The sequence below is a fragment of the Pseudomonas sp. FP1740 genome, assembly GCF_030687165.1.
Classification (GTDB): domain Bacteria; phylum Pseudomonadota; class Gammaproteobacteria; order Pseudomonadales; family Pseudomonadaceae; genus Aquipseudomonas.
Genome location: NZ_CP117461.1, coordinates 1,662,903 through 1,675,572 on the forward strand (window position 1 = coordinate 1,662,903; position 12,670 = coordinate 1,675,572).

The following is a 12,670-nucleotide window of genomic DNA, read 5'->3' on the forward strand; positions in this document are numbered from 1 at the left end:
AGGAGCCTGCTGTTCTGCAGTGACGGTAAACCGCACTTTCCCAGTCTGAGCGTGTCGGGCGTTCGCCTTGGTCTATGATCCGTTGGATGTCTCTTTGAATACACGCAAGTTGAGCGTCTGTTGGCTCGCCAGGTGCTAAGCCAAATTTCATCTTTAATGAGTGGGCGAGGTTGTGGTTGCTCATTCCGAGAGAAAGTCCTTAAAAATTAATTCGACTGGATTTTAGAAGTCTCCCTGGCATTGCTTCATGTAACCAGGGAGATATAATATTTTTATTTAGCTATTCGGAGCAGTCGAACTCGGTGGTTGAACCGTCGACGGGGGTGCACTCGGCGCCAGTTCTGCGGGGTTGACTAAATAGATAACTAAAAAGACTGCAATCGCACCTCCGGCGACGGCCTTGAAGTATTGTCCAAGTCCTGAGGCTTTAAATTTGACATTTATAAAGCCAGGTACGCCTGCAATGAGCATTGATAGTCCAACTGCCAACACAGTTCGGAATACGAAGGTTTGATACGGAGTTGGGTTGGGAGCATACAGGCTTAGGCCGATTGAGATAGCCATTATTACTACCCCCAGCACCGTGCATGAAATAAGCTGTGCTGTTGATATTTTCTTTACGTCTTCGTGCGCTTTCACGGTAAACCCCTGTATCGGTAGTTTCGCATCACTGAATTTTTTGAATAGAGCTTCAAAGGTTTCAGGTTCTAAATATTCCTTCACCATTCTTTGCATGCCTGCCATGGCGTGCTTATCCGGTTCTGTATAAGCGTCTCCTAAACAATCAGAATGGCTTCGCAAGAACGTGATGTGAGTGTAATAGCTCACCAATGCTGTATGGCACGTTTCTGCCAGGTTGGTTACCCATTTTCCATTCAGGTGGGCACTAAGCAAACCGCTGTTGGCTACGAAATTCTCAAGTGCATTGAAATAGGCATTTCCAAGGCGCTGGCAAGTTGTATATTGACTGGCCTCAAGAGTCGTATTATTTTTCCGAACCTCATGCGCCAGAGGTTCGATGTAATTAATGTATGCTTCCTTGAGTTCGGCGACCTTGGCTTCAATTCTCGAAACTTCAATCTCATTAGTCATTTTGGCTGGGAAGCCTTAGTGGCCATCAATAAAAGAGTATCTAGATCTGTATTATCTATGCCTTCTAGTGCCCAGACTGTGTGGTGTGGGCTGACGTCTTCAATGATTTGGGCTAACGCCTGTTGCGTTAGGGGCTGAGTCGTCCTAATCCGTCTGGCGATTTCTTGGAGTTGTTTATCGGTGGGGTGCCATCCGACAAAATCAAAAGCTTTTTCGATGTAAGACTTTAACGCTTGTAAATCCATTTGATTTCCACCCGAGTAATACAATTTGCTGAGACGTGGTCTACATCTCCATGCGTTTGCAATGGTATCAATATGCCAGCATTGGTGTCGAATACTCGTTTGCTTGGATTATCAGCGCGTGAAGTAACACATGCGTAAAGGTGGTAAGTAAATTGCTGGCCTTAGATCGCTACAGCGTAGGGGGGCTTTGAGATGGAGTTGTTCGTCGACGGTTGAGCACAACCGCCGGGTGGGGTTGTCCTTCACTGTGGTTGTGTTGGCGCAGAAGCAGGTGTGTCAGGTGACTTGGGTTCGTCCGTGCGACTGATGGTTACCCCCACCCCGATCACCTGGGCAAGCCCCGAAACGAAGCTCTCTTTAGCGCTGTTTGTAAATTCGTCTCGTGTAGAGCTTGAGGCTGCACCGAAGAGGATGAGCAGGACTACGACGGTAGTTAGGAAGTTGCCGACAACACCGCCAGCACCCCCATACATCAAGCCTTTTAGCCAGCGCCAGCCGCGCTCTACAAACGATTCTGGCTGATGCCTATTGATGAAGCGCCACAGCTGCTTCTTGAAGTGTTCTTCGAGTTCTTCTTGTTTTTCCTGCGCTGCCTGCGCCAGCACCTCGGAAACTACCTGGGTAGCCTTCTCCCGGTAGTCGTTGAGCGCAGGCAGCTCCGCGCAATTCACGTGGATACGTAGCTCTGAGTCAGTAGGCCGCCTGTGGTTCAATCGCAGAAACTCCCGGAGATATTTCTGCTTGCTTTGCTTGTACAGACAGTACGCCAACTGGCCAACGATATCGTTCTCGTTAGCGACCAGTTGCTGGTAGACAATGTTGTACTCGGCCTCGTGCTGGGAAGCCGAATCACTTGAAGAGGGGGAGGGCGGCGGGTTGCTCGTTTGCCCTTGGCTGCCCACTATGCCGAAACGTTACGCTTGGCCTTGGCGAAGCGCTCGTTGATGGAAGCAGCATCCTCGGAGCGGAAAAGGTCGCGCGCAAAGGTACTCACAGCCTTTTTCGAGCTGTAGCGATCCAACACTTTGGAAGTGAAGTCGCCTTTGGTGTTCGAACGTAAAGCCTTGAATAATCCTGTCATAAGCCCTCCTTTAACCTCGCCAGTATACACCAGTACTCCAGACTGAGCACAGGCGCTTCTGGCTTCGTCCACATGCCGCAGGTGCTGTTGTAGGCCGCGCGCACTAGCAGATATGCCGGTTCGGTGGGAGAAAATCAACAGCTATGTTTGTTAGGCGGGTGGGGGGGCGTGACTTTGCTAGCAGAGCACCTCAGCGCCACCATGATAGGAGGAAACATTGGCTGTCAAACCTGACACCTCGTCATTGCCCTTGGCCGTTCAGTTTTCCGCAGTGTTTCCGCTGGTTAGGGTTTAGGGAAGCTCCGATCAAATAAGCACAGTCTCGTTGATCGGTTCTGAAGTGGTTCTACGTTGAGCCAGCATCGGCAAGCCCCGCCCATGAGTCAGGTGAGTCTTCCCCATTCTGTGCCCGCAGAGGGGGACGGCTTGAAATCCAGGATGGGCTTGCTCAGCTAGGCCGGCCAAAACGGAGTAGATGATGTGTATTTGTAACAAAATATTTCAGAAATCTATCCCAATTCAAAATTGAAAATGATCTCGCCTGCATTTGGATGGCCTTCGATTTAACTGTTTATTGCCGGTCAATTTTAAAAGCGGCGCTTCGTACGTGAAATCTGCGACGTTTTGATCTGCGGTTACCCTTACTTTTCAAAATTGGCTAGTTAAATTTAAAAAAAGTTTGGTTGGGTCAATTTGTTTTTAAATCGAATATTGGTCTCTATATAGCGCTCGAATATTGGATATATTGAAATTGCTCAATGCAGGGTGGGGTTCCACAATTCGAAGAGTTGTTGTAGCGTTTAAAGAATCCAGACGATTGCAGTGGAATCTATGAAAACGAAAAAAGTTTCCTCTCACCCAAAAGAGGCAAATAAAGACCCTCATGGTATGGCTCCGGGGGTTGCGCGTAGTGAACAAAGTAAGAGGCGATCTACAACACGAAAGGCGGGAGTGGCGAACCGTCCATTGCTTGTGTCTGTTGAGTTTCTGAGTTATGAAGATGCTCGCGCATTAGTTGTCGAGAATGGAATTACTCTGAAGGGGCAATATAACGAACTTCAGAAACTTCATCATAATTTGCCGAAGTTTCCAGATGTTCACTATGCAGATGAGTGGCGTGGTTGGTTTGACTTTTTTAATCTGCCAGAGCCTTATAAAACCTTGAAAGAGTGCAAGGCTTCTTGTCTTGCTCTTAAAATTAAAGACTCAGTGGATTACAAAAAACGGCGTTTTGAGGATCCTCGTCTTCCTGCTGCCCCCCAAGCGGTCTATCAAAATTTCCCGGTAAACTTTGATGTTTTCCTCGGAAAGGAGCAGCCTCCTTACGAAACATATGCAGAGGCCTCCGCTGCCGCCGTGCGTCGCGGTTTCAAAACTAGAGATGCCTATGGGCGAGGTAGAAGAGTTGACCCGCGACTCCCAGCATCTCCCAGTAGGGTTTATCCAAAAGAATGGAAAGGATGGGTTGATTACCTGAAAATGAACTTGGCAGAGCTGTTGGCCCCTGCGCAAAGAGGGTTTTACGCTACCTATGCAGAGTTCAAAGAGGCAGTTAAACGGGCAGCTATTAAAACTCAGCGACAGTATAACGCAGAGTATCACCTGGATCCGAAGATGCCGGCTTGCCCTCAAAACATCTATGTTGAAGAGTGGGATGGCTGGATCCGTGCTATGGCAGGTGCGAAATCCTACGCTTGCACTACTTGGCAGGAGGCGCGAGAGGTAGCCTTGCCATATCGATTCAGTGGCCCGAGCGATTATCGTAAGCGCTCCCGTGTTGATACTCGACTGCCCTCATGTCCCAGAAAGAAATTTCAGAACTTTCCTGGGTACGAAGTATTCCTGCTGCCGGATGTCTATGAAACCCTCGATGATGTAAAACTGGCGGCTCAGGTTCTCAAGGTGAAAAATGAGGATGACTATCGAACTGCATGCTTAAGCTATTCAGTTCTTCCTGTCGAACCTGATGTGCTCTTTAACTCTGATTGGCAGGGCTGGCCAGATCTTTGTGGGTTACCGACGCCTTACTCATTTGAAGAGTTAAAGGAAATCGTTCGCCTGCACGGATGTAGGTACATGCGTGACTATCAAAAGCTCTGGCGAAAGTTGAACGACCCTCGCATGACTTATACTCCAGAGAAAGACTACAAGGAATGGATCAATACGTATGATTTTTTTGGGGCTGAGCTGCCGGCTCGCCTTGAATACTTTTCTAGCACCACCAAAGCCTGGGCCGACGATATCCAGCTTCACTTGGATCGATTGGAAGTAAAGGGACAGCGGGAAGTATCGTTGTCAAAGTTTGTACGTCATTACATCGAGCCGAACAATCTTGGCAGCACTGTTCAAGAGTTTCTCACATGTGGGAAAGCTGATGTCAAAAAATACAAGGAGTTCTTGGACGCCCAAGGTGCTAGTCACCACGGTCGACGTACGTGGTTCGAGATCAACGAATATCTTGAAAGCGCGTTGAAAAGATATTTTACCGAAGAGGATGAAGAAGGTTTTCTTTATCGTGTCCCCGGAGCAATCAACCCTTTCGCCGGAGTCGAGTATGAAGGTTTTCAGGCAACGCCGTCTGAGTCGGTAAAGCCCGTACTTGCATACCATTTTGTCGAGGAGATCCGCAATTGGATTGTCCCTGAGGGAGCCAAGTCTCTGTCGGATTTGGTTAACATTCATGGTTTTAGTGGTGATTACAAACCGATTGCCGAGGAGTTGATTGACCCGACTGATCCCAACTGCATTTATCGTAAGACGGGTGGGGAGTATTTCATCTGGTGCCCCGCTAACTGGTTGGCGGTATACGCGCTTGTCTCAGTGCCTGCTCGTGGCCGGCAGATCATGTACAACGATTCGGGTGAGGCGGATGAGTACATTGCTGAAATTTATGACGGTCAACTTGTTTGGGTGAAAAATCCGAGTCCGCTAGCAACGTTGGGACGACAGCAGGGCTTCGTTACTCATTCACTTGAAGACGATTGGGGTATGTATTTCACCAGTAATAAGACCAGCTATGACGGTGCTGGCTACTCGGTGCCATGGATTCCAGACAAGCTTGCGTATTGGTTGACTGTGCTGCGTGATTGGCAGCGCAAATACAACCCAGTTAACCGGCTAACGTCGTGGGTTGAGTGTTCCAAGCGCTGTGGCCTTAGCAAGAAAAAACTGGCGAGCAAAGTGCCGGCGACTTTTCTTTTCCGGGATTTTGGAGAGCGTCAGCCTCCGATTTTTGCTGGTCTCATGACGACTCGTCTGGCCGCTGCGCTCTACCATACTCAGCCTAAAGGTCTGGAGCTTGCGACCATCGAGCCTGGCGGTCGGCCATCGACACTTGGCGCTTACTCTTCTCGCTTCACCCCGCACAGCATGCGTGTGAGCTTGATTACGGCATATGTGGTGAGTTTCGGTATTCCGATCTCCATCATCATGAAAATTGCGGGGCACTCATCGATGGTGATGAGTGTTTACTACACGAAGATCGGCACCGCCAGTATGCGGTTCCAAATGGCCGAAGGCGAGAAACGGGCTTTGTTGAACAAAGCTCATGACATGCAGCTGATGTTCGAGCAGAACCGGATTGATCAACTTCACTCCCAACTGGTTGCCAATAGTGAAGAAGCCCTGGCGGCCATTCTTTCCGGTCAGACGGGAACTCAGTTGCTTCGTGACTACGGCATCTGCCCTTACGCAGGTTCACGATGCGCTGATGGTGGCGAGCACTATGGCTCTAGTTACTGGTCGCCTGCTCCATCTGGATACCTCGGGATACAGAACTGTCCGCGCTGCAGGCATTTTGTCAGCGGCCCGGTCTTCCTGGGAGGCATGGTTGCCCTGTGGAACGAGATCAGCCTGAACGTCAACCTGCTGTGGGACAAGTACAGCGAGCTGGACTCACGCAAAGAGAAGAATCGCTCACGTATTCAGCAGTTGGACTATCTGGAAGCCGAATGTGAAACCACAGGAAAGACATTCGATGAGCGTGAGCGCCTTCACTGCGAAGCGGCCAACCGTAAGCTGCATTCAGAAATGGAAGGCGTGGCGACCAAGATCGATATGTATCTGTGTGACATGCATGCGATCACCAAACTCGTCGAGGATTCCCGCGCGGTGCTCAAGCAACAATCCTCCCAAGAGAGCACAGAAGAGGGTGACGAAGGCCAGAGAGGGCTGCAGTTGATCGCAACTGACAAGAGCGATCTGGAAATTCAATACCACGAAACCTCGCTCTTCCAGCAGCTTCATGAAGTGTGTGTAAACGCCACTATCTACCAATCCGCTTCGGCAGTTTTGGCGACGCCGCGTCGGTCGCAAATTATTGATCGTGTGGCCGCTATCAACGGTATCAAACCCAGAATGTTTGAGCTGACCGAGCAGGAGCAACTGGAGCTTGGTAACCAAGTGACGGAGTTCTTCTTCAAGCGTTTGCAGAACTGGGATCGCGTCAACCAACTTGCTAGCGGCGACCTGCTCCTGGAAGACCTTGATGCCTCCGAAAAGATCACCAAGCTTGAGTTTGAGAAGCTGATGAGCACCCCGAGCATTGGCCACGAAGGTCGTTTTGGGCGTCAGGAATATGAGCTTGCTGAAGACGCTGAGTACGCCGTTGCCTGACACCAAGTGATGCTGGAGGGCTCTGTGTTAGCCCTCTTGGCTCTAAAAGGTTGCCGTGTGATTCGCTAGTAAAGGATCGATGAATGACCCCGCAAGAAATGCTCACTCATCTTTGTGAGAAGCACCCCAAGAAGCAGTCTTCGCTCAAGGCGATCTACGAGGTTTGCAAGGAGATCGTGGGGTCGGAAGGAACAGATCTTCGATACGCCACAGTCGCGCGCTTAGGCGCAGAACGCGGGGTGCCCAAGGCTCAAAGTATTGCCAACAAAACAGGGGAAGTTTACCAGGCGCTCATCAAGTGTTTCGCTTCGGCAAAAGGAACCCGCAAGCGACCACCTAAGCCTCGGGGGGGTGATGCCTGGGCAGAGGAGATCCAGGATGTCCGGATTCGCTTGTTGGTTCAGAGCAAACTCGCGGAACTGGCCGAGGCGCAGCGAATCATCAGAGAAATTATCCCTCCTGGCAGTGTCATCCGCGTCGATGATCGGAGCTCTGGGGTCGCCGCAGATGTGAAGCTCAGCAACCTTGAGCGCCGCGCCCTGGAGTACCTGCGATCAGATGACTTTCTGAGTGACTGGAAAATGGAGCGTGGCAAGGTCGGTGATGTCGTAGATCCTAACGGGAGAGCGGTCTTCAAACCCTACACGGTTCAAGCGCTTGAGAAGGTGCTGAAGGTTCTTTGAGTGCAAAGCTTGGCTTTTGGGTTTTTGGGCTTTTCGGGTTTTTTGCTTTTTGGGGGGTGTTTGTAAGAGGGGGCGATGGTTAGCTCCCTTTCTTCCGTTCCAGTACCCATCGTAAGGTTTCGAAGGGTGTCAGTCCCTTGGCTCGATGGGATAGCTCTCCTTCCTTCACATCGTCCACGAACGTATCCCTCTTGATCGAGCGCCCGCTTTGGGTTGCTTCCGTTCGTTCTAATTTTGTGGCCTGTCTCCTAGGCGTCTCTCTGTTATGACTCCATCTCCAGCCGGAATCGAGGTGGGGCGGATGCCTTTCCGGGTCATCTTGGAAGGGGGTTTTAGGCGGAGGTTGAGTCGCTTGGGAGCGGTTCAAGATAGGTCGCAAGGATCACTTTCAAGATGAACCGATGGTGTTCGCCGAAGCAGTTGATGTGCACTTGGGTATGGATGACTTGGGGGGAGGGAAACTATGAGGCGGGGAAAATAGTATGGAATAGCGAGTATGACTACTATCACGGAGGCTAGGAATGGCGGGGGGTTAAGGGTTGATAGTATGGGAAGTGCGGTGCCTGTCTAAAGTTCTTGAACGACTCGGACATCAGGCGCCAGGTCGGGATCGACACAATTGTCTTGTCGAAATTCTGCACCTTGACCGTGTGCAAAGTGATGTCCACCACGTCACCGTCGGCACCGACTTGCGGCATCTCGATCCAGTCGCCGACCCGCAGCATGTCGTTGCTGGTCAGTTGCACGCTGGCGACGAATGACAACAGGGTGTCCTTGTAGACCAACAGAATTACCGCTGACATGGCGCCCAGACCCGACAGCAGCAACAGCGGCGAACGGTCGATCAATGTGGCGACGATGATGATCGCGCCGAACACGAACAACACCATTTTCGTCAGTTGCACGTAGCCCTTGATCGAGCGGGTGCGGGCGTGTTCGGTGCGGGCGTAGATGTCCAGCAGGGCATTGAGCAACGCGCTGATGGCCAGCACCAGGAACAGAATGGTGAACGCCAGCGCCACGTTGCCGAGGAAGTTCATGCTTGTCTTGCCCAACTCCGGCACCAGGTGCAGGCCGAACTGGATCACCAGCGATGGCGTCATTTGCGCCAGGCGATGAAACACTTTGTTGTGGCGAAAATCGTTGACCCAGTGCAACGCCGGCTGACGGCCGAGCATTTTGGTCGCATGAAGAATGAGGTAACGCGCCACTCGTCCGAGCACCAGCGCCACCACCAGCAGCAACATCAGCGCGAGTGTGGAATGCAGGAGCGGGTGCTGATCAAGGGCACCCCAAAGGTCTTGGGCGTTGAGCCAGAGCTGTTTGATATCCATGGGTGAAAACGCTTCTTCTGTAGGGCGCGACGGGGCGATTAGAGCATTTAAGAGGTTGCGGATGACGTTTTGAGACAAATCAGGCAACAAAAAAGCCACTGTTTGCAGCCGTTTGTATAAAGAAACTCGGCCTTCGCGCTCGAAACCGTTACCCTATGCAGCTGTTTTTTTGTATTTCTTCGAGGTAGCACCCGTGTTTTCCCAATTCGCCCTGCACGAACGCCTGCTCAAAGCCGTGGCCGAGCTTAAATTTGTCGAGCCAACGCCTGTGCAAGCAGCGGCTATTCCGCTGGCGCTCCAAGGGCGTGACCTGCGGGTGACAGCGCAAACCGGCAGCGGCAAAACCGCCGCCTTCGTTTTGCCGATCCTCAACCGCTTGATCGGCCCGGCCAAAGTCCGCGTCAGCATCAAGACCCTGATCCTGCTGCCGACCCGTGAGCTGGCCCAGCAAACCATCAAGGAAGTCGAGCGCTTCGCGCAGTTCACTTTCATCAAGTCCGGCCTGATCACCGGTGGTGAAGACTTCAAGGTCCAGGCCGCCATGCTGCGCAAGGTGCCGGACATCCTGATCGGTACGCCGGGCCGGATGATCGAGCAACTGAACGCCGGCAACCTCGACCTCAAGGAAGTCGAAGTGCTGGTGCTCGACGAAGCCGACCGCATGCTCGACATGGGTTTTGCCGAAGACGTGCAGCGTCTGGTGGACGAGTGCACCAACCGCCAGCAGACCATGCTGTTCTCCGCCACCACCGGCGGATCGGGCCTGCGCGAGATGATCGCCAAGGTCCTGAACAACCCTGAGCACTTGCAGCTCAACGCGGTCAGCCAGCTGAACGAAACCACCCGTCAGCAAATCATCACCGCTGACCACAACCAGCACAAAGAACAGATCGTGAACTGGCTGCTGGCCAACGAGACCTACCAGAAAGCCATCGTCTTCACCAACACCCGGGCCATGGCCGACCGTATCTACGGCCGCCTGGTGGCACAGGAATACAAAGCGTTCGTGCTGCACGGCGAGAAGGACCAGAAAGACCGCAAACTGGCCATCGACCGCCTGAAGCAGGGCGGGGTGAAAATCCTCGTGGCCACTGACGTCGCTGCCCGTGGCCTGGACGTGGACGGCCTGGACCTGGTGATCAACTTCGACATGCCGCGCAGCGGCGACGAATACGTTCACCGCATCGGTCGCACCGGCCGCGCCGGCAACGATGGCCTGGCTATCTCGCTGATCTGCCACGGCGACTGGAACCTGATGTCGAGCATCGAGCGCTACCTCAAGCAGAGCTTCGAGCGCCGCACCATCAAGGAAGTCAAAGGCACCTACGGCGGACCGAAAAAGGTCAAGGCCTCGGGCAAAGCCGTTGGTGTGAAGAAGAAAAAGGTCGACGCCAAGGGCGACAAGAAGAAAACCGGCGCCAAGGCCCCGACCAAGCGCAAAATCGCCAACCGCCCGAAGACCGACGCCCTGTCGCTGGTCAGTAAGGACGGCATGGCGCCATTGAAACGCCGTAAGCCGGAAGCGCCGGCGGCTGAATAAAGCGTCGTAGCGATCCAATAAAAACCCGGACAGTGTCCGGGTTTTTTTACGTCAAAAGATCGGAGCTCCTGCACGGAATTGGCGTTCATCCCGGAGCTGCCGAAGGCTCGGGCCGCGATCGGACGATCTTTTGATCTTGCTGTTTAGCTCTCGGCTTTTTTCTCTGCGGACTACAGCGCCTTGGTGTTGTGAGCATTTTTCTACACCACATCAGGAAACGTCCTGCGCTCTCATCGGAAGCGCCCGATTTAGCCATTACAAGTCATCCCTTAACCTCCTCGAATGAATCCATTCATTGACGTCAAAATAGTGGCCATCTAATATCGCGCCACTATTGTGCTATCACTCTCCATTCGAGGGATCGAACATGTATCCACCCGCCCTCGTGGCGAGGTTGTGCCTGGCTTTGCTGTGCCTTTCTCCGCTGAATCTTGCTCACGCTGCCCCCACCCCCGGTGAAACCGATCTGATCCGCGAACGTCAGGATCGCTTGCTCGACGAGCAGCGTCGGCGTCTCGAGGAGCTCAAGGAATTACCCGGCAAGGCAGCCCAACCCGCGCCCGCGACGGCCCCGGCCGACGCCCGTTGTTTCCCCATCAAGGACATCGAGCTCAAAGGCGCCGACAGTCTTTCGGACGGCGAGAAAAATCGCCTGCTCAAGCCTTACATCGGCCAGTGCCTGGGCGTTACACAGCTCAACGAGTTGCTGAAAGTCATCACCGATCACTACATCGAAAAAGGCCTGGTCACCAGCCGTGCCTACTTGCCGCAGCAGGATTTGTCCGGCGGGCATCTGAAGGTGCTGGTGGTCGAGGGCCGGCTCGAAGGGTTGAAGGGCGCGGAGGGCAGCCAGCTGTCGGAGCGCGAACTGGGGATGGCTTTTCCCGGCAGGAGCGGGGAGCTGGTCAATCTGCGGGAAATCGAGCAGATGGTGGATCAGCTCAACCGCTTGCCGTCGAATCAGGCGCAGATGGAGTTGTCCCCGGGCAAGAACGTCGGTGGCAGCGAGGTGCTGGTCAAGAACACCCCGCAGAAGCCGTGGCGTGTCGGGTTGTCGCGCAGTAACGACGGCCAGCGCAGCACCGGCGAGCAGCAGTGGGGCACGACGTTTGACTGGGACAGCCCGCTGGGCCTGGCCGATCAGTTGATGCTGCGCGGCGGTCATGATGCGGTGAGCGATCACCAGCACACCTCCAACAACGCGCTGCTCAATTACAGCGTGCCGTGGGGCTGGTGGAACTTCAGTTACACCTACAGCCAGAGCGAGTACCGCTCGCAAGCGCAGGCCAACGGTTTCAATTTCAAGCAGACCGGCGACAGCGAAAACCATCAGTTGCGCGCCGAGCGGGTGATCCATCGCGACGCCCTGAGCAAGACCTCGCTCAGCACCGGCCTGTCGTACCTGCGCACCAACAACTTCATCGAAGACAGCAAGCTCAAGCTGAGCAGCAACCGCATCAGCGAAGCGCAGTTCGGCATCAACCACGGTCGGCGGGTCGGCAGAGCCTTCGTCAACCTCGACCTGGGCATGCAACAAGGCATCGGCGCGTTCGACGCCCAGGGTAACGGCGATCCGGGCCCCGGCGAGCCGAACGCGCGTTACCGCAAATACACCGCCACCGCGAGTTATCTGCAGCCGTTCAAGCTGTGGGGCGAGTCCTTCAGTTTCAGCAGCCTGATGACCGGCCAGCGCAGTGAAGACGTGCTGTTCAGCCCGCAACGCACCAGCCTCGGAGGGCTGTCTTCGATCCGTGGTTACAAGGACCAGTCCTTGTCCGGCGACAGCGGCGGCTACTGGCGCAACGACCTGCGCTGGAGCCGCCCGGTCACCCTGGAATGGCTGCGCCCGGTGTTCGCCGAATACGGCACCAGCCTCGGTTACGACCAGGGTGTGATCCGTGGCGACCGCTATAACGGCGATCAGCACGGGCGCATGTCCAGCGATTCCGTGGAGTTGTTTGCCCGGGGTCAGCATGTGGCCGCCAGCGTGACTTTTGCCCATTCCCTGGAACGCCCTGACGTGCTGACCGAGCGCGAAGCGCCGATCTACTTCCGCGTGGATTTCTTCCTCTAATTACGCC

At 53.7% G+C, this 12,670-nt stretch carries 8 protein-coding genes and 1 pseudogene; 4 read left to right on the top strand and 5 right to left on the bottom strand.

Features of this window, described 5'->3' with window-relative positions:
- Positions 1 to 276: 276 nt before the first annotated feature.
- The 4 genes from PSH69_RS07355 to PSH69_RS07370 all read right to left on the bottom strand — a co-directional run bounded on the left by PSH69_RS07355 (position 277) and on the right by PSH69_RS07370 (position 2,418).
- Positions 277 to 1,092 (bottom strand): hypothetical protein, encoded by an 816-nt coding sequence (locus PSH69_RS07355; RefSeq protein WP_305411542.1) that lies wholly within the window; start codon positions 1,090 to 1,092, stop codon positions 277 to 279.
- Positions 1,089 to 1,337 carry a hypothetical protein gene (locus PSH69_RS07360; protein WP_305411543.1) on the bottom strand — a complete coding sequence of 83 codons (249 nt, stop codon included), beginning with the start codon at positions 1,335 to 1,337 and terminating at the stop codon, positions 1,089 to 1,091. Before PSH69_RS07360 ends, PSH69_RS07355 begins: the two co-directional genes overlap by 4 nt.
- Before the next feature lie 242 nt (positions 1,338 to 1,579).
- The gene (locus tag PSH69_RS07365) at positions 1,580 to 2,239 is read right to left on the bottom strand and encodes a hypothetical protein (RefSeq protein ID WP_305411544.1); all 660 of its coding nucleotides are present in this window, start codon (positions 2,237 to 2,239) and stop codon (positions 1,580 to 1,582) included.
- Positions 2,239 to 2,418, bottom strand: coding sequence for a hypothetical protein (locus PSH69_RS07370; protein WP_305411545.1), 180 nt, complete (start codon positions 2,416 to 2,418; stop codon positions 2,239 to 2,241). Before PSH69_RS07370 ends, PSH69_RS07365 begins: the two co-directional genes overlap by 1 nt.
- Before the next feature lie 831 nt (positions 2,419 to 3,249).
- Here PSH69_RS07370 and PSH69_RS07375 point away from each other — a divergent pair.
- Together PSH69_RS07375 and gmtX are read left to right on the top strand one after the other, a co-directional pair.
- Entirely contained in the window at positions 3,250 to 7,032 is a 3,783-nt protein-coding gene (locus tag PSH69_RS07375; protein WP_305411546.1) for a VPA1269 family protein, read from the top strand.
- Between the two features lie 83 nt (positions 7,033 to 7,115).
- A complete protein-coding gene (gene gmtX / locus PSH69_RS07380) occupies positions 7,116 to 7,715 on the top strand; it encodes a gamma-mobile-trio protein GmtX (RefSeq protein WP_305411547.1) in 600 nt (199 codons plus the stop codon).
- 566 nt (positions 7,716 to 8,281) lie between these two features.
- Here gmtX and PSH69_RS07385 read toward each other — a convergent pair.
- Positions 8,282 to 9,049, bottom strand: a pseudogene (locus tag PSH69_RS07385) (mechanosensitive ion channel family protein); the annotation flags it as partial.
- Positions 9,050 to 9,242: 193 nt separating this feature from the next.
- Here PSH69_RS07385 and PSH69_RS07390 point away from each other — a divergent pair.
- Together PSH69_RS07390 and PSH69_RS07395 are read left to right on the top strand one after the other, a co-directional pair.
- Entirely contained in the window at positions 9,243 to 10,589 is a 1,347-nt protein-coding gene (locus PSH69_RS07390; protein WP_019580783.1) for a DEAD/DEAH box helicase, read from the top strand.
- Between the two features lie 367 nt (positions 10,590 to 10,956).
- A complete protein-coding gene (locus tag PSH69_RS07395) occupies positions 10,957 to 12,663 on the top strand; it encodes a ShlB/FhaC/HecB family hemolysin secretion/activation protein (RefSeq protein ID WP_305411548.1) in 1,707 nt (568 codons plus the stop codon).
- The last annotated feature ends 7 nt before the right edge of the window (positions 12,664 to 12,670 follow it).

What these genes read in the sequence shown, in the direction of transcription:
- PSH69_RS07355 (WP_305411542.1), bottom strand. Translation starts at nt 1,092, where the DNA reads ATGACTAATGAGATTGAAGTTTCGAGAATTGAAGCCAAGGTCGCCGAA.
- PSH69_RS07360 (WP_305411543.1), bottom strand. Translation starts at nt 1,337, where the DNA reads ATGGATTTACAAGCGTTAAAGTCTTACATCGAAAAAGCTTTTGATTTT.
- PSH69_RS07370 (WP_305411545.1), bottom strand. Translation starts at nt 2,418, where the DNA reads ATGACAGGATTATTCAAGGCTTTACGTTCGAACACCAAAGGCGACTTC.
- PSH69_RS07375 (WP_305411546.1), top strand. Translation starts at nt 3,250, where the DNA reads ATGAAAACGAAAAAAGTTTCCTCTCACCCAAAAGAGGCAAATAAAGAC.
- gmtX (WP_305411547.1), top strand. Translation starts at nt 7,116, where the DNA reads ATGACCCCGCAAGAAATGCTCACTCATCTTTGTGAGAAGCACCCCAAG.
- PSH69_RS07395 (WP_305411548.1), top strand. Translation starts at nt 10,957, where the DNA reads ATGTATCCACCCGCCCTCGTGGCGAGGTTGTGCCTGGCTTTGCTGTGC.